The organism is Lachnospiraceae bacterium JLR.KK002 (genome assembly GCA_036941025.1).
In the GTDB taxonomy this organism is placed as follows: Bacteria; Bacillota; Clostridia; order Lachnospirales; family Lachnospiraceae; genus Petralouisia.
In genome coordinates this window covers 3,115,613-3,132,854 of the sequence record JAYMNP010000001.1, presented here as the reverse complement: position 1 = coordinate 3,132,854, position 17,242 = coordinate 3,115,613, and the positions used below count along the sequence as shown (strand labels likewise).

General features: G+C 45.6%; 20 protein-coding genes, 1 pseudogene and 1 other annotated feature. Of the genes and pseudogenes, 20 read left to right on the top strand and 1 reads right to left on the bottom strand.

All coding sequences use genetic code 11. From position 1 onward, the window contains the following. Positions 1–6: 6 nt before the first annotated feature. From VSQ32_15230 to VSQ32_15170, 13 genes and pseudogenes are all read left to right on the top strand, one after another. On the top strand, positions 7–1,791 hold the full coding sequence (locus tag VSQ32_15230) for an AAA family ATPase (protein MEH2944176.1): 1,785 nt from the start codon (positions 7–9) through the stop codon (positions 1,789–1,791). A gap of 91 nt (positions 1,792–1,882) precedes the next feature. Further along, complete coding sequence (rfbH, locus tag VSQ32_15225; GenBank protein ID MEH2944175.1) at positions 1,883–3,220, top strand: lipopolysaccharide biosynthesis protein RfbH; 1,338 nt, start codon at positions 1,883–1,885, stop codon at positions 3,218–3,220. Positions 3,221–3,261: 41 nt separating this feature from the next. Beyond that, entirely contained in the window at positions 3,262–3,627 is a 366-nt protein-coding gene (locus tag VSQ32_15220; GenBank protein MEH2944174.1) for a molecular chaperone, read from the top strand. Further along, positions 3,624–4,289: a hypothetical protein gene (locus VSQ32_15215; protein ID MEH2944173.1), complete on the top strand. Its 666-nt coding sequence runs from the start codon at positions 3,624–3,626 to the stop codon at positions 4,287–4,289. Before VSQ32_15220 ends, VSQ32_15215 begins: the two co-directional genes overlap by 4 nt. Positions 4,290–4,344: 55 nt before the next feature. Then, entirely contained in the window at positions 4,345–5,355 is a 1,011-nt protein-coding gene (neuB, locus tag VSQ32_15210) for an N-acetylneuraminate synthase (protein MEH2944172.1), read from the top strand. 13 nt (positions 5,356–5,368) lie between these two features. Next, complete coding sequence (gene neuC / locus VSQ32_15205) at positions 5,369–6,535, top strand: UDP-N-acetylglucosamine 2-epimerase (GenBank protein MEH2944171.1); 1,167 nt, start codon at positions 5,369–5,371, stop codon at positions 6,533–6,535. Between the two features lie 34 nt (positions 6,536–6,569). Next, on the top strand, positions 6,570–6,941 hold the full coding sequence (locus VSQ32_15200) for a hypothetical protein (GenBank protein MEH2944170.1): 372 nt from the start codon (positions 6,570–6,572) through the stop codon (positions 6,939–6,941). Then, the gene (locus VSQ32_15195) at positions 6,895–7,335 is read left to right on the top strand and encodes an acylneuraminate cytidylyltransferase family protein (GenBank protein ID MEH2944169.1); all 441 of its coding nucleotides are present in this window, start codon (positions 6,895–6,897) and stop codon (positions 7,333–7,335) included. Before VSQ32_15200 ends, VSQ32_15195 begins: the two co-directional genes overlap by 47 nt. Positions 7,336–7,367: 32 nt before the next feature. After that, positions 7,368–7,622: pseudogene (locus VSQ32_15190) on the top strand (PD-(D/E)XK nuclease domain-containing protein). Positions 7,623–7,655: 33 nt separating this feature from the next. Continuing rightward, the gene (locus VSQ32_15185; GenBank protein MEH2944168.1) at positions 7,656–8,729 is read left to right on the top strand and encodes a nucleotidyltransferase family protein; all 1,074 of its coding nucleotides are present in this window, start codon (positions 7,656–7,658) and stop codon (positions 8,727–8,729) included. Between the two features lie 37 nt (positions 8,730–8,766). Beyond that, a complete protein-coding gene (locus VSQ32_15180; GenBank protein ID MEH2944167.1) occupies positions 8,767–9,747 on the top strand; it encodes an NAD-dependent 4,6-dehydratase LegB in 981 nt (326 codons plus the stop codon). 41 nt (positions 9,748–9,788) lie between these two features. Next, positions 9,789–10,955, top strand: a complete 1,167-nt coding sequence (locus tag VSQ32_15175; GenBank protein MEH2944166.1) for a DUF3880 domain-containing protein — start codon at positions 9,789–9,791, stop codon at positions 10,953–10,955. Positions 10,956–11,090: 135 nt separating this feature from the next. Further along, the gene (locus tag VSQ32_15170) at positions 11,091–11,903 is read left to right on the top strand and encodes a flagellin (GenBank protein ID MEH2944165.1); all 813 of its coding nucleotides are present in this window, start codon (positions 11,091–11,093) and stop codon (positions 11,901–11,903) included. Between the two features lie 124 nt (positions 11,904–12,027). Here VSQ32_15170 and fliD read toward each other — a convergent pair whose 3' ends face one another. Continuing rightward, positions 12,028–13,329, bottom strand: coding sequence for a flagellar filament capping protein FliD (gene fliD / locus VSQ32_15165; GenBank protein ID MEH2944164.1), 1,302 nt, complete (start codon positions 13,327–13,329; stop codon positions 12,028–12,030). Positions 13,330–13,590: 261 nt separating this feature from the next. Here fliD and rpmG point away from each other — a divergent pair, with 261 nt between their 5' ends. From rpmG to rplL, 7 genes are all read left to right on the top strand, one after another. Beyond that, positions 13,591–13,740: a 50S ribosomal protein L33 gene (rpmG, locus tag VSQ32_15160; protein MEH2944163.1), complete on the top strand. Its 150-nt coding sequence runs from the start codon at positions 13,591–13,593 to the stop codon at positions 13,738–13,740. Positions 13,741–13,776: 36 nt separating this feature from the next. Then, positions 13,777–13,983: a preprotein translocase subunit SecE gene (secE, locus tag VSQ32_15155; GenBank protein ID MEH2944162.1), complete on the top strand. Its 207-nt coding sequence runs from the start codon at positions 13,777–13,779 to the stop codon at positions 13,981–13,983. A 16-nt stretch (positions 13,984–13,999) separates the two neighbouring features. Continuing rightward, positions 14,000–14,518 carry a transcription termination/antitermination protein NusG gene (nusG, locus tag VSQ32_15150; protein ID MEH2944161.1) on the top strand — a complete coding sequence of 173 codons (519 nt, stop codon included), beginning with the start codon at positions 14,000–14,002 and terminating at the stop codon, positions 14,516–14,518. Positions 14,519–14,580: 62 nt separating this feature from the next. After that, positions 14,581–15,006 carry a 50S ribosomal protein L11 gene (rplK, locus tag VSQ32_15145; protein MEH2944160.1) on the top strand — a complete coding sequence of 142 codons (426 nt, stop codon included), beginning with the start codon at positions 14,581–14,583 and terminating at the stop codon, positions 15,004–15,006. Positions 15,007–15,112: 106 nt separating this feature from the next. Then, positions 15,113–15,805 carry a 50S ribosomal protein L1 gene (gene rplA, locus VSQ32_15140; GenBank protein MEH2944159.1) on the top strand — a complete coding sequence of 231 codons (693 nt, stop codon included), beginning with the start codon at positions 15,113–15,115 and terminating at the stop codon, positions 15,803–15,805. Positions 15,806–15,839: 34 nt separating this feature from the next. Continuing rightward, positions 15,840–15,989, top strand: a sequence feature (ribosomal protein L10 leader region). A 23-nt stretch (positions 15,990–16,012) separates the two neighbouring features. After that, positions 16,013–16,549: a 50S ribosomal protein L10 gene (gene rplJ / locus VSQ32_15135; GenBank protein ID MEH2944158.1), complete on the top strand. Its 537-nt coding sequence runs from the start codon at positions 16,013–16,015 to the stop codon at positions 16,547–16,549. Positions 16,550–16,664: 115 nt separating this feature from the next. Then, positions 16,665–17,042: a 50S ribosomal protein L7/L12 gene (gene rplL / locus VSQ32_15130; protein ID MEH2944157.1), complete on the top strand. Its 378-nt coding sequence runs from the start codon at positions 16,665–16,667 to the stop codon at positions 17,040–17,042. Positions 17,043–17,242 lie beyond the last annotated feature (200 nt).

Here is a 17,242-nt window from a genome sequence, read left to right as displayed (position 1 = left end):
GAATTTATGGCAGGAACTGTAGGAATCGGACATCAGGATTTTGAAAAAGTAAGAATCAGTCATAATTTCTATATAGATAAAACAGATTTTATAGAAGAATGGTGGGAATCCAATGACGAAGTGACATTGATTGCCCGTCCCCGTCGTTTTGGCAAAACTCTGAATCTGAGCATGACGGAAAAGTTTTTTTCTGTTAAATACGCGGACAGGGGAGATTTATTTGAAGGCCTGGCCATATGGCAGAAGGAGAAGTACAGGGAACTGCAGGGAACCTGGCCGGTTATCAGTCTTTCTTTTGGCAGTGTGAAAGAGACTTCTTATGATATGATGAAGCAGAAAATCTGCCGGTTGATGATTAATTTATATTCAGAGTATGAATTTCTTCTGAATAGTGATAAACTTTCGATGGCAGATAAATCATATATGTATGGCGTAAGAGAGCAGATGAATGAAGTGGATTTATCTCTTTCCCTTTCTCAGCTGTCGAAGTTTTTGTATCAGTATTATGGGAAAAAAGCAATTATTCTGCTGGATGAATATGATACACCAATGCAGGAGGCATATGTGAATGGCTACTGGGAGGAAATCACAGCCTTTATCCGCAATCTGTTTAATTCGTCATTTAAGACAAATCCCTGGCTGGAACGGGCTATTATGACGGGGATCACTTTTGTAACCAATCTGCCTTGCAGATTGATTGCCTGCTCGCCTGCCATTCGCGAAGCGAATTTTTATGCAGGCGATACCAATATAAGTGAGAAGTCCGTAGTTTTAGACCTGAATTTAAAGGTGATAACAACCACGTCAGAAAAATATGCAGATGATTTCGGTTTTACAGAGGAAGAAGTTTTTCATGCCCTTGATGAGTTTGGCTTATCGGCCAAAAAGCAGGATGTGAAAAAGTGGTATGACGGTTTTATTTTTGGCAGCCGGACAGATATTTATAATCCCTGGTCGATTCTGAATTTTCTGGATAAAAGGAAATTTGCAGCATACTGGGCAAATACCAGTTCTAACAGCCTGGCAGGAAAACTCATTCGGGAAGGAAGCCCGGAGTTGAAGGAATCATTTGAAATCCTGCTGCGTGGAGAGCATTTGTTCGTGCCCATAGATGAACAGATTGTATATAACTGGCTGGATGACAATGAGTATGCTGTATGGAGCCTGCTTCTTGCCAGCGGATATCTGAAGGCAGTCAGCTATGAAGACTATGGAAGCGATGAGCTGATAACGGAACCTGAATATGAACTGGCACTGACAAACCGGGAAGTGAATCTGATGTTCCGAAGTATGATACACAGGTGGTTTTCCGGTAATCCGTCAAGTTATCAAAGGTTTATCAAATCATTTCTGAGAGGAAATCTGGAAGAAATGAACGCATACATGAATCGTATTACCAGTGAAACCTTCAGTTATTTTGATACGGGAAAGCATTCTGACAGAGAGGAATCAGAACGATTTTATCATGGATTTATGTTAGGTCTGCTGGTAGAACTGGAAAACCGCTATATCATTACTTCCAACAGAGAAAGCGGATTTGGCAGGTATGACGTCATGCTGGAGCCCAAAAGTCAGAGTGGTAATGGAATTATTCTGGAATTTAAAGTACAGGATTCCCGGAAGGAACAGGAACTTTCTGATACGGTGGCGGAAGCGTTGAAACAGATAGAAGAGAAGAGTTATGCCGCGGCGCTTACAGCCAGGGGAATTCCGGAAGAAAGAATCCGGAAATACGGATTTGCTTTCTGTGGAAAACAGGTGTTGATTGGAACATGTGATAAGCGAAGCTGAAATATTGAATAATAATTATAGTATGAAATTCTGGTGATTTATCAGTTACGCAATGCTCTGGTATTAATTCAGACAGAAAGGAAGACAGATTATGTTTGAACAGAAGACAGAACAGGAGGCAAGGGAGGAAATCCTTTCCATGGTGGAAGCATATTATAAGACTTTCCATCAGAACACAGAAGAATATCGGGAGGGAGACCGGATTTCCTATGCTTCCAGAGTGTATGACCAGGAGGAAATGCGGAATTTAACAGACAGCGCTCTGGAATTCTGGCTCACTTCCGGGCGCTATACGGAACAGTTTGAGCAGGAACTGGCGGAATATATCGGTGTAAAGTACTGCTCCCTGGTGAATTCCGGTTCCTCGGCAAATCTGCTGGCATTTATGACACTGACTTCTCCCCTTTTAAAAGAGAGGCGTATTTGCCGGGGAGATGAAATCATTACCGTGGCGGCAGGTTTTCCCACTACAGTAACACCATGTATTCAATACGGAGCGGTGCCGGTTTTTCTGGACCTTACCATTCCCCAGTATAATATCGACGTGAGCCTTCTGGAGCAGGCCCTTACAGAGAAAACAAAAGCCGTGATGATTGCCCATACCCTGGGAAATCCCTTTGATTTGAAAGCAGTGAGAGAATTCTGTGACAGACACAGCCTCTGGCTGGTGGAAGACAACTGCGACGCTCTGGGCAGTGAATACCATATGGACGGTGTATGGAAGAAAACGGGAAGTATCGGGGACATGGGAACCAGCAGTTTCTATCCGCCCCATCATATGACTATGGGAGAGGGCGGTGCTGTCTATACAGACAATCCCCTTCTGCACAAAATTATGCGCTCCATGCGGGACTGGGGACGGGACTGCATGTGCCCTTCCGGACAGGATAATCTCTGCGGCCACCGTTTTGAGAGGCAGTACGGAGAACTGCCCCTGGGATATGACCACAAATATGTCTATTCCCATTTCGGTTATAACTTAAAGGCTACAGATTTACAGGCTGCTGTGGGCTGCGCCCAGCTCAGAAAACTGCCGGGATTTGTGGAAAAGCGCAGAGCCAACTTCAACCGGCTGAAAGAGCAGCTGCAGGAACTGGAAGAATATCTGATTCTGCCGGAAGCCTGTCCGGATTCTTCACCATCCTGGTTCGGCTTTCTGATTACCTGCCGGGAGGGCGTGGACAAAAATCAGGTTGTCAGCTATCTGGAACATCACGGTGTTCAGACCAGAATGCTGTTTTCCGGAAATCTGGTGCGCCAGCCCTGCTTTGATGAGATGAGACAGGAAGGCCGGGGATACCGGGTGGCAGGCTCGCTGGAGCAGACAGACCTTATTATGGAGCGCAGTTTCTGGATTGGGGTTTATCCGGGAATGACAGAGAAGATGATTGATTATATGGCAAAAATGATAAGAGAAGCCATTTCATAACATAGTTTGTAAAGAAATATACAAATCAGGAGGATAAAAAAATGATTGAGAACAGAGCAGAACAGAAAGAAGCACTGGAGACATTACTGGAGTTTAATGTACGTCTGGTAAAAAACATGAACATTATTGTAAAGGAACTGTCCGGAGAACGTCTGGAAGATACCGAAGCATTTCTGAACGATATCGTACAGGCCATGAACTGGGAAATTCAGGTATTCAACGGTACCATGGAGTTGCTGAACGAGGACAAAGTCCGCATTGAAAAAGAAATGTTCAACGAAAAAATAAAAGCCCTGGGCGACGCCATTGCAGCCAAAGACGACGCACAGATGGCAGAGAAATTTACGGAAGTGATTCCTGTATTTGAAGCCCTTGGAGAAGCTGCAAAAGAAGTAACTGCAAAATGACACAGAACCTGATTTTAGCAGGCTCCGGCGGCTGTATGCGGGAGCTTCTCTGGCAGCTTGAAATGGTAAATCAAAGCCATGCCCCGAAAGGCCTGTGGAACATCATGGGGTATGTGGATGTAAAGCCCCGCATAAGCCATGGCACAACGGATATTTCTGTGGGAAATATCACCTGCCCTTATCTGGGAGACGATGAGTATCTGCTGGCCCTGGAGCAGGAAACCAATGTGGCAGTCTGCGTGGGAGAGCCGGGGCTTCGCAGGAAAATTGCAGAAAAACTCATGGGAAATCCCCGGCTGAAATTTCCGAATCTTATCCTGGGAGATACCAGAATCTGCTCCGATGTGCACATGGGGCAGGGCTGTATACTGTCCATGGATTGCAGGGTATCCACCAATGTGACACTGGGGAATTTTGTGTTTCTCAACACAGGTTCCATGATTTGCCATGACGGAACGGTGGGGGATTTTACCACGTTAAGCCCGGATGTAAAGCTGGCCGGACAGGTTACTGTGGGCTGCCGGTGTGATTTGGGCCTGGGAACCAGAGTAATCCAGGGGATTACCATCGGAAATGATGTGACTGCCGGGGCCGGCAGTGTAATTGTGAAGGATATTCCATCCGGCAGCAAAGTGGCCGGAGTTCCGGCACGGCCTATGTGAAAAGAATGAGGAATGAGAACTGTGATGGGTTCTGAACGGTTATGAGGAGTAGTCTATGAGCATTATCATAATTGCAGAAGCAGGCGTCAATCACAACGGCAGTCTGGAAACAGCAAAACAGATGGTTCTGGCGGCCAGAGAGGCAGGCGCAGATTATATTAAATTCCAGACCTTTTCTCCGGAAAAACTGGTGTCCGTTTTTGCTGAGAAAGCGGAATATCAGAAACAGACCACCGGAACAGAGGAAAGCCAGCTGGAAATGCTGAAAAAGCTGGCCCTGACACAGAAGGATTTTCTGGAACTGAACGAATACTGCCGGCAGCAGGGAATAGGATTTCTGTCCACTCCCTTTGATTTGGACAGTATTCATTTTCTGGATAAACTGAATATGGATTTCTGGAAACTGCCTTCCGGAGAAATCACCAACCTGCCTTATCTGCTGGAAATTGCCGGTACAGGAAAACCGGTGGTTATGTCTACCGGCATGTGTGATCTGGAAGAAATACGGCAGGCTGTGGACTGCCTGAAAAAGGCAGGCACACCGGAACTTACCCTGCTCCACTGTAATACGGAATATCCCACGCCCATGGAAGATGTGAATCTGAAAGCCATGGCAGCCATGGAACGGGAATTTCATCTGCCTGTGGGCTATTCAGATCATACGAAGGGCATTGAGATTCCCATTGCAGCGGCGGCGTTGGGGGCCTGTGTCATTGAGAAACATTTTACTCTGGATCGGACCATGGAAGGGCCGGATCACCGGGCCAGCCTGGAGCCGGAGGAACTGAAGGCCATGGTAACAGCAGTCCGCAATGTGGAACAGGCCCTGGGCAGCGGGAAAAAAGAACCTTCGCAATCCGAGGAGAAGAACCGGGCAGTAGCCCGGAAAAGCATTGTGGCCAGATGCCGGATAAAAAAAGGCGAAACACTCAGCGAGGACAATCTGACTGCCAAAAGGCCCGGAACGGGAATTTCTCCCATGCGCTGGCCTGAACTGATGGGACGGAAGGCAGACCGGGATTACGCGGAAGATGAGCTGATTGGGACAGAAATATTGAGACAGTAAAAGGATTCCTGCCATGAAAAAAAAGAAAGTCTGTATTATAACTGCTACCAGAGCAGAGTACGGTATTTTAAAACCGCTGATTCTGAAACTGAAATCGTTGCCGGAGCTGGAAACCAGCCTGGTGGTTACCGGTTCCCACCTGACGGAAAGCCAGGGATATACCTGCCGGGAAATTGAGAGGGACGGAATAGAGATTTCAGCCAGAATTCCCATAAATGCAGAGGGAAATACCAGCTATGATATTACCCGAACTCAGGCATGTGCATTATTGGAATTCGGCCGGTATTTTCAGGAAGAAAAACCGGATTTACTGGTGGTTCTGGGAGACCGGACAGAAATTCTGGCTTTTTGCACAGCGGCCATGAATGAGCAGATACCCATAGCTCATATTCATGGAGGCGAGCTGACCCAGGGAGCTGTTGATGATAATATCCGCCATGCGGTGACGAAAATGAGTTATCTGCACTTTGCTTCCACGGAAGAATACCGCAGGAGAATCATCCAGATGGGGGAGGAACCGGAGCGGGTATTTAATGTGGGAGCTCTGGGTGTGGAAAATATATTACAGGAAAAACTGCTGAGCCGGCCGGAACTGGCAGAGCAGGCCGGATTTCCGGCAGAAAAAGATTATGCGGTGGTTACGTTCCATCCCGTTACACTGGAGCCGGGAGAGGCTGAAACGCAGGTCAGAGAACTGTTTCAGGCCATGGAATCCCGGCCAAATCTGTTTTATCTGATTACAAAAGCCAATGCAGACGCCGGAGGAGAAGCAATCAACGCATATATGGAGCGGGAAACATCCGGGCATTCCAATATGAAACTGGTGGCCTCCCTTGGTATGAAACGCTATCTGAGCGCAGTAAAATATGCCAGGTTTGTTCTGGGCAATTCTTCCAGCGGAATCATTGAAGTTCCGGCTCTGGGGGTTCCCACCGTCAATATCGGAGACCGGCAGAAAGGCCGGATTATGGCAGACAGTATTATAAACTGTGGTTCCGACTGCCAGTCCATCCAAAGAGCCATGACGCAGGCTCTGGAAATGAAAACCGGAACATACCGGAATCCCTATGGAGACGGAACCACATCGGAACAGATTGCCCGGATTATAAAAAGTTTTCTGGAAAAAGAGCCGATAAACTTAAAGAAGACCTTTTATGATATTTCCTGGAAGGATATATGAAAAAAACAGCAGTTAATCTGATCTGGAGGAGCATATGAGAAACAGCAGTGATTCCGGCCCGCAGGAGCCTGTGATAAGCGGCAGCCAATCCGGCCCGCAGGAGCCTTTGAAGCATATCGCAGTGATTCCGGCCCGCAGCGGCTCGAAAGGATTAAAAGATAAAAATATAAAACCGTTAAACGGGAAACCTCTGATGGCCTACAGCATAGAAGCAGCTCTGGAATCCTGCCTGTTTGACTGTGTGCATGTATCCACGGACAGTCCGGAATATGCCGGGACGGCTCGAAGGTACGGGGCGGAGGTTCCCTTTCTGAGGAGCCCGGAGCTTTCTTCTGACAACAGCCACCACCTGGGACGCCATGCGGTATGTTTTAGAGGAATACAGGAAGCTGGGAAAAGAATTTGATACTCTTGCGGTGCTGCAGCCAACATCTCCTCTGCGCACCAGCCAGGATATCCGCGCTGCTTATCAGATACTGGAAGAAAAACAGGCGGACAGTGTGGTGGGGGTATGCGAAGTGGAACATTCGCCCCTGTGGAGCAATACATTGCCGGAGGACGGATGCCTGAAAGGATTTATCCGGGAAGAGGCCAACGGCCCCAGACAGAAACTCTCCAGCTATTACCGGATTAACGGGGCAGTGTATATCGTATCGGTACCGCTGTTGGTGAAAAAGGGAACCCTTTACGGAGAACGGGGCTATGCCTGTATTATGTCAAAAGAACATTCCATTGATATTGATGATGAACTGGATTTTGCAATGGCAGAGTTTTTGCTGGGGCATATCCTGCACCTGTAACCTTTGAAAGATTTAACGGAGGAAATGGAAGGGCTGATATTATTATGCGCTCTCCCGGCCGGCATGGATTTGCCATAATATTTGAGCTGAAAATAGCAGAGACAATTGACGGACTGAAAGAAGCCTGTGAAAAAGGCCTTCAGCAGATTGATGAAAGAGGTTATGCAAAAGAACTGGCAGAAGACGGGTACAGACAGATCAGAAAATATGCCGTTGCATTTTACAAAAAGGACTGTGAAGTAATGTGCCCTGAGGATAAGGAACAGATATTTGACAAGGATTGCTGACAGGAAGACAGCACAGGAAACAGGAGGTTTCCCATGAAACAGGAGGAACTTTATGATTTTCTCATAGCCGGGACCGCTACTGTGGTGGAAGCCATGCAGAAAATTGACTTGAATACAAAAGGAATTCTATTTGTGACAGATAAGGAGGAAAAGCTGGCCGGAGTCATTACCGACGGAGATATCCGCAGATGGCTGATTAAAACAGGAAATCTGCAGGAAGAAATCTGGCGGATTATGAATAAAAATCCCAAAATTATTTACTGTAAAGAAAGAAACAGAGCGCAGGAATTTATAGAAAAATATGTAATCACTGCCCTGCCGGTGGTGACCACAGAATACCGGATCATTGATATTATTTTCAAAGAGGAAAAAATAATCGGCGAAAAAATTAAGGAGCGGGATACCCTGAAAGAGGTTCCTGTGGTGATTATGGCAGGCGGAAAGGGAACACGTCTTTATCCATATACAAAGATTTTGCCCAAGCCTCTGATACCTGTCGGGGATATTCCCATTATGGAGCGTATTATCAACGAGTTCCGTACATACGGGGTCAGGGATTTTCATGTAACGGTAAATTATCGGAAAAACATGATAAAGTCTTATTTTTCCGAAAGTATGGGGGATTACAGCCTGAAGTATGTGGAAGAAGACAAACCGCTGGGAACCGGGGGAAGCCTTACTTTGCTGGAGGGGACGTTTTCCAGGCCCATTATTGTAACAAACTGTGATATTCTGATTCATGCGGATTATGCCGATATATATGAGTATCATCAGAAAGCAGGAAATGAACTCACCATTGTAACAGCCCTGAAAAACATCATTGTGCCTTACGGGGTGGTTCACTCCAGCGAGAACGGCCGAATCAGAGCCATGGAGGAAAAACCGAAAATTTCTTACTTCGTAAATACGGGTATGTATATTCTGAGCCCGGAGCTGCTGCGGGAAATACCGAAAGATACCTTTTTTCATATGACGGATCTGGCAGACCGGCTGTTAAAAGAAGACCGCCAGGTGGGCATGTATCCAATCAGCGAGGATTCTTTTCTGGATATGGGAGAATTTGAGGAAATGCATCGTATGGAGCAGAAGCTGAATCTGAAATCGTAACAGGAAATCTGAAATCAGAACAGAAAGGATACTGTTTATGAAAAAAGTACTGGTAACAGGGGCAGACGGTTTTATCGGAAGCCACCTTACAGAGAGTTTGCTGGAAAAAGGCTATGAAGTAAAAGCCTTTGCTTATTATAATTCTTTTAATACCTGGGGGTGGCTGGACAGCCTTCCGGCAGATAAATTAAAAGAAATTGAAGTATGTACCGGGGACGTCCGGGACCCCAACGGGGTACGGGAAGCCATGGAGGGAATGGACGCAGTCTTTCATCTGGCTGCGCTGATTGCCATCCCCTTCAGCTACCATTCTCCCGATTCCTATGTGGATACTAATATTAAGGGAACATTAAACGTACTGCAGGCAGCACGTCAGTTAGAAACGGAACGGGTGCTGGTGACGTCTACCTCGGAAGTGTACGGGACGGCTCAGTATGTGCCCATTGATGAAAAACACCCTTATCAGGGCCAGTCTCCCTACTCTGCCACAAAAATCGGTGCAGACCGGCTGGCAGAGAGCTTTTACCGAAGTTTTCAGATGCCGGTGTCCATTGTGCGCCCCTTTAATACCTTTGGGCCCAAACAGTCTGCAAGGGCAGTGATACCCACTATTATTTCCCAGCTTCTGGCGGGAAAGGAAGAGATAAAATTAGGCTCCCTGACTCCCACCAGAGATTTTAATTATGTGAAAGATACGGCGGCAGGCTTTATTGCCATTGCGGAATCGGCCCGAACCATCGGGGAAGAAATCAATATTGCAACCAGGCAGGAAATTTCCATCGGAGAGCTGGCGCAGGAAATCATTTCCCAGATTAATCCAAATGCGAAAATTGTCTGTGATGAACAGCGCCTGCGTCCGGAAAAAAGCGAAGTGAACCGCCTGCTGGGGGATAATACAAAGATTCAGGCTCTGACAGACTGGAAACAGCAGTATACCTTTGCACAGGGAATTGAAGAAACCATCGGCTGGATGCGGCATAATATGAACGCATACAAGACAGATATTTATAATGTGTAATGAAGCAGATGATGAGAAGCAGATGATGAGAAGCAGATGATATGAATATATTATTTTACCGATATAACAGTATTTGCGAGCCGGACATTCTGGCGGTTCTGACCAGACTGGGGCATAAAGTAACGGAAATCACGGAAGAAATGAAAAATAAAAAGCTGGGGGCCAGGGGACAGATGAACCTGGTCAGCGGGGCTTTGAAAAAGCAGGAATACCAGATGGTATTCAGCGTCAGCTTTTTTCCGGTGATTTCGGAAGTGTGCAATATTTTTCATATACCTTATGTGAGCTGGGTGGTGGACTGTCCGGCCATGGAGTTGTATTCCCATTCTGTCAGCAATTCCTGGAACCGCATTTTTCTGTTTGACTATGCGCTGTATGAGGAATTTCATACGAAGAACCCCAGGAAGATTTTCTATCTGCCTCTGGGCGCGGATTATGTCCGTCTGGACAGTTTGCTGGAACACATTACCAGGCAGGACAGAGAAAAATATGCTGCGGAAGTATCTTTTGTAGGTTCCCTCTATACGGAGAAATGTCCATACAATTACCTGAAAGAGGACAGCTATCTGAAAGGTTATCTGGACGGGGTAATAGAAGCGCAGGTGAAAGTGTACGGCTATAATTTTCTGGAGGAATGTATTACGGAGGAAATTCTGCAGGCTTTCAAAGAAAAAGTGCCCTTTTATCAGTTTCCGGAACGTGCGGAACACAATGAGCGGGCGGCCATGGCCCATCTGTATCTGGGCAGCAAGGTTACGGAGCAGGAGAGACTCCGTCTGCTGAAACGGGTGTCGGAAGAATTTGAACTGGATTTGTATACGTCCAGTGATTTCAGTGTTCTGCCCCGTGCCAGCTACCGGGGAATTGCCAGCGCTGCCACAGCCATGCCGAAAGTTTTCCATCTGTCCAAAATCAATCTGAACTTTACTTCCAAACCCATACGGACAGGTCTGCCCCTGCGGTTCTGGGATATTCTGGGGGCAGGCGGATTTCTGCTGACCAATTACCAGAGTGAAATACCGGAGTATTTTGAAATTGGAAAAGATCTGGAAATCTATGCCAGTGAAAAAGAGCTGACTGACAAAATCAGATATTATCTGGAGCACGAAGAAGAACGTCTGGAAATTGCCCGGAACGGCTATGAAAAAGCAAAAGAACGGTATTCTCTGGAAGTGCGGGTACGGCAGATGCTGCGGCTGGTGCATTAGAGCCGGGAATTAATGACCTTTCCTGAAAATTTTTCCGGATAATCATTGCAAAAATTTCCTCCTTTGCTATAATAAAACTAATAACATCAGTGGCGAACAGCATACAGTATTTTAGAAAAAGAAAGGAGGCATATTATGAGTATTTCATCCATTGGCAGAAGCCAGAGTTTATACAGGAATCAGAGTTTATACAAAAATCAGCATCTGAACCAGCAGCGCAACGCGCAGAAACTTTCCAGCGGAAAGCGCATCAATTCAGCGGCAGATGATGCAGCAGGCCTTGCCATTGCCCAGAAACTTCTGAAGCAGCAGAAAGGCCTTGATATGGGCACCAGAAATGCCGCTACTGCTCAGGATATGGTAAATGTGGCAGACGGAGGTCTTTCCATGATTTCCGATTCTCTGCAGCGTATGCGGGAACTGAGCGTACAGGCATCCAATTCGGCCATTTACGGCCCCGATGACCGGGCAGCCATACAGCAGGAGATTTCTCAGTTAAATGAGTATGTTACTTCTGCAGCAGGCAGCACTCAGTTCAACAATAAGAACCTGTTAGACGGAACCATGACCAACGCCCATGTGGCGTCCGGCCCCGACGGCAGCGGAATGAATATTACCATGCCCAATGCCACATCCGCTTCTCTGGGGATTTCCGGCTACAATGTAACAGAGAATTTCGATATTTCCGCTATTGACAGTGCATTGAACAATGTATCCTCGGCCAGAAGCAGCCTTGGCGCCACATACAATCGTCTGGGATACACCATCAACAATAATTCCTATACATCCCTGAATACTTCAGCGGCCCACAGCCGTATTGAGGATCTGGACTACGGAAAAGCAGTTTCTGATAAGAAAAAGGACGATTTGCTGAAAGAATACAGGATTCTGATGCAGAGAAAGCAGCAGGAACAGTATGGAACGGTAAACAGACTTTTGAAGTTCTGATGGAAAATGTCATAAAAACACCTCAGCCGAAATGGCTGGGGTGTTTTGTAATCCGCCTGCACAGAGAAAAACGCTCATATCTCTTAAAATGAAGAAACATGAGCGCTGTATTTCAGGAAATTCATCAGCAATACCGATCCATCATCATTCCGGAATAAATGGAAGTGATATAAGGGGTAACCAGATGATTTTTCACCGGATTTTTGTAGGTAACCACAATTTTGTCCACATATTTCATGGGGTCTAAAGAGGCGTTGTTCGCCTTGGTATTTAACAGGTTTTTAAAATCATTTAATACGGACAGATGTTCCTCGGCGTTGTCCTCGGAAACAGATTCGGTCAGCAAAGCCTTATCTATGGAAATTTCGCCCTTATCATCCACCAGAAGCCCCATACTTTCCAGACTGTTCTGAAATGCAAAGGCTGTACTGCTCATATCCCGATATAATTTCACGCTCTGATGCTGTGAATCGGAATATTTGTTGGCAGTGTGCAGAATAGAATTATAGGAATCCACCAGGGTCTGAATATTTTCCGCCATGGCGTCTGCATTGGTCTTAAAACCAATGACTGCCGGATTGCCTTCTTCACTGATTCCGTGAAGTCTTAATTCAAAAGCATGGTTGATGGTGAAAGTATTTGCATAAGAAGACCGTTCTTCTCCGTTTAAAAGGAAACGGGCATTTCTGGCTTCCTGTGAAACGTGGTCTATACCGAGGGATTCCACAGCAGAGATGGAATCTCTGGTTCCCTGAGGATAAATGGAAAAGAGGAACGGTTCTTCCGGGGCAATTCCGGTGGAGACAGATTCAATCTGCAGAGCGCTCAAACCGTTTTCATCTTCCACCACAGAAGCCTTCAGTCCGATGTCGGCGTTGGTAATCAGGTTTGACAGCTTGCTCTGGGTGCTGTAATTGGTATCGTCAGCGTTGATGGTAAACTGGAATTCAAAGGTGGAAGTGCTGTTTTCCAAATCAAAAGAATAGGAACCTGGCTTCAAAGTCAGATGATTTTTATCCAGAAAATTACCCAGATTAATCTGGGGAGATGCCAGTTCTTTTACTTCAATAAGAAAACTTTCCAGTTCGTCAGTTTCCTTATTGTTTCCGATATAATCTGCTGAAACCACATCCTCCTGAGAAGAAACAGCTATTTTTTTCTGAAATGCGTTACCGATGCCTTCTTCCGCATCTGAAAGGGAAGCAACGACATTTTTGATAATGCGGGTACTTTCCTTAATGTCTATGGCAAATTTCTGAACATCCCCTGAGTGTTTAATTTTATAGAGGGGGGCATCTTTATTTATTTTGACGATTGTATTATATATATTGCGTAATTCGCTTTTTTTATGCGAATCATAACGGGAAGCCGACTGATTTGCATAAGTGCTCAGATAATAATGATAAGCAGTATCAATAGCGGCCATATAAATCCCCTCCTTTCATCCGTGAAATCATGCCGAAGCACGGGGGCACAAAACAACTCCCTGTATAATTTTGTGTTTGTCATATATAATTTACACTATATATCGGTTGCCGGAGAGAATTTGTTAATATATTTGTGTTTATTTTTTGAAATATCTCCAAAAGTATTGACGAAAACAGGCCTTATATGCTATAGTAGACAGGCGATGGAAGTAGGTCTTTTTTTTATGCCTAAAATTAGAAATTAAGTGGAGGTGGAAGTTGTGCGCACAAGAATTACACTGGCATGTACGGAATGTAAACAACGGAATTACAACATGACCAAAGACAAAAAAACTCATCCGGACAGAATGGAGACGAAAAAGTACTGCAGATTCTGCAGAACACACACATTACACAAGGAAACCAAGTAATGGGACGGTGTGACAGTACACCACTGGAGGTAAAAAATGGGAGAAACCAATACAGAAAAGGCTTCAAAAACCAGTTGGTTTACCGGTCTTAAGGCTGAGTTTAACAAAATTATCTGGCCGGACAAAAAGTCACTTGGCAGGCAGACAGCGGCTGTGGTTGCCGCTTCTGTTGTATTAGGTCTGATTATTGCCGTATTGGATGTATTCATTAAGTACGGTGTGGATGTCCTGGTGAAATTATAGGAGGCATAGGTGATTTATGGCAGAGGCAAACTGGTACGTAGTTCATACTTATTCGGGTTACGAAAATAAGGTCAAGGAGAACATTGAGAAAACAATCGAGAATCGGCATCTGGAGGACCAGATTCTGGAAGTACGGGTTCCGATGCAGAGTGTTGTGGAAATGAAAAACGGAGTGAAAAAGACCGTGGAGAAAAAGATGTTTCCAGGATATGTTCTGATTAACATGGTTATGAATGATGATATATGGTATGTTGTCAGAAATACCAGAGGTGTTACCGGATTTGTTGGTCCGGGTTCCAAACCCGTACCGCTCACTGAAGCTGAAATGAGACCATTGGGTATCCAGGTTGAAAGTCACGTGGTTGTAGACTTTGAGGAAGGAGATTCCATCAGAGTTACCGGCGGTGTCTGGAAAGATACGGCAGGCATTATCCAGTCCATAAATCATGGAAAGCAGATGGTTACAATCAATGTAGACCTGTTCGGTCGTGAAACACCGGTTGAAATAAGTTTCACAGATATCAGAAAGTTATAAGATGCACAGTTTACAGGGTTCCGCGGAATGCCTGTAAAGAAACATGAAGGAGGAATTTCCAAATGGCAAAGAAAGTAGAAGGATATATCAAATTACAGATTCCTGCTGGAAAGGCTACACCTGCGCCGCCAGTTGGACCTGCCCTTGGACAGCATGGTGTGAACATTGTTGAATTTACCAAACAGTTCAATGCCAAAACCGCTGACCAGGGAGATTTAATCATTCCGGTAGTAATTACCGTATATTCAGACAGGAGTTTCAGTTTTATCACAAAGACTCCGCCTGCTCCGGTGCTGATTAAAAAGGCATGTAATATCAAATCCGGTTCTGCAGTACCGAATAAAACAAAGGTAGCGACCATTTCCAAAGCAAAAATTCAGGAAATTGCAGAACTGAAAATGCCGGACTTAAACGCTGGTTCTCTGGAAGCAGCCATGAGCATGATTGCAGGAACAGCAAGAAGTATGGGAGTTACTGTTGAGGAATAGACCGAAAGCAACCAGCGACTGGCGAGCCGATAGTCGAATGTAACTGCCATATTTGCAAAATCGTGGGAGGGACAGCTCCCGATATTACCACAGGAGGTTATTTAGAATGAAACGAGGAAAGAAATATACAGAGGCTGCAAAAGCAATCGACAGGACAGTGCAGTATGATACTGCAGAAGCAATCAGCCTGGCTAAAAAGGTTGCAATTGCAAAATTTGATGAAACCATTGAAGCTCATATCAGAACCGGTTGTGACGGACGTCATGCAGAACAGCAGATTCGCGGCGCTGTAGTATTACCCCATGGAACCGGTAAAACAGTTAAGGTACTGGTATTTGCCAAAGGCGATAAAGTAGACGAAGCACTGGCAGCAGGCGCTGACCATGTGGGCGGAGAGGAACTGATTCCGAAAATCCAGAACGATGGATGGCTGGATTTCGACGTTGTGGTTGCCACTCCGGATATGATGGGCGTTGTAGGACGTCTGGGACGTGTACTTGGACCGAAAGGCTTAATGCCGAACCCCAAAGCAGGAACTGTTACCATGGACGTTACCAAAGCAGTAAACGATATCAAAGCCGGTAAGATTGAGTACAGATTAGATAAAACAAATATTATCCATGTGCCAATTGGAAAAGCATCTTTTACAGAAGAACAATTAGCGGACAACTTCCAGACCCTTATAGATGCCATCATTAAAGCAAAACCATCCGCTTTGAAAGGACAGTATCTGAAGAGCGTTACCCTGGCTCCTACCATGGGACCGGGCGTAAAAATCAATACTGCCAGATTTATTTAGTTTTAATGTTGACATCTGAAATATAGAATGTTATACTTGACAAGTATATTGACCGAAGACAGCAGGCGCCGGAAGGCGTAACCATGTGGCCTGCCGAGGGAATTTACAGGTACATTGTACCTGTAAACCATGAAAGATGATTTCAGCCTCTCTGTCTCGGACAGAGAGGTTTTTATCTTACAGAAAATATAAGGAGGTGCACAATTCGTGGCAAAAGTAGAATTAAAGCAGCCTGTGGTACAGGAAATTTCCGAATACATTAAGGATGCCCAGTCTGTAGTGCTGGTAGATTACCGTGGATTGACGGTAGATGAAGATACGAAGCTGCGGAAACAGCTGCGGGAAGCAGGTGTGGTATACAAGGTATACAAGAATACCCTGATGAATTTTGCGTTTAAGGGAACTGACTTTGAAAGCATGAGTGATTTGCTGGAAGGGCCCAATGCAATTGCTGTTTCCAAAGATGACGCAACTGCTCCGGCAAGAATCCTTGCAAAATTTGCAAAGACTGCTCCGGCGCTGGAATTAAAAGCAGGTGTGGTAGAGGGAACTTTTTATGACGCTGATGGAATTAAAGTGATTGCTTCCGTTCCATCCAGAGAAGAACTGCTTTCCAAATTCCTTGGAAGCATTCAGTCACCGATTACCAACTTTGCCCGTGTTCTTAATCAGATTGCAGAACAGGGCGGCGGTGCAGAAGCAGCAGAAGAAGCTGCTCCGGCAGGAGAAACTGCTGAGGCTTAAACTGAGACCGAAAGCAGCCAGGACTGGCGAGCCGGAGGCGAAAACAGAGCGTGTTGCAGAGTCATTGTGAAGTATGAAATAACCAGAACAAATATAAAAATGGAGGGAAATTATAATGGCAAAATTAACAACTGCAGAATTTATTGAAGCAATTAAAGAGTTAAGTGTATTAGAGTTAAATGAACTGGTAAAAGCATGTGAAGAAGAATTCGGCGTATCTGCAGCAGCAGGCGTTGTAGTTGCGGCAGCAGGCGGAGACGGTGCAGGCGCAGCGGAAGAGAAGACAGACTTTAACGTAGAGCTGACCGAAGTTGGCCCGAACAAGGTTAAAGTTATCAAGGTTGTACGTGAAGTAACCGGCCTTGGACTGAAAGAAGCAAAAGAAGTAGTAGACGGTGCTCCGAAGGTAGTAAAAGAGGGTGCTGAAAAGGCAGAAGCAGAAGATATTAAGGCTAAACTGGAAGCAGAAGGCGCTAAAGTAACCTTAAAATAATTGTTTTCGGCAGATTGAGGACTTGAAGCAGGGCTGCCGCATCAGGGATGAAAATATCCCGGTGCGGCAGCCCTGTTCTCTTATAGGAAATACCGTGTTACTATGAAGTGTTAAAGCGTATAGATTTCCTATAAGAGAAAGCCCTCCGGACGGGATGCGCACTCGTGCAAGAGGTATAAGTCGCTAAAGCGACTGCACTC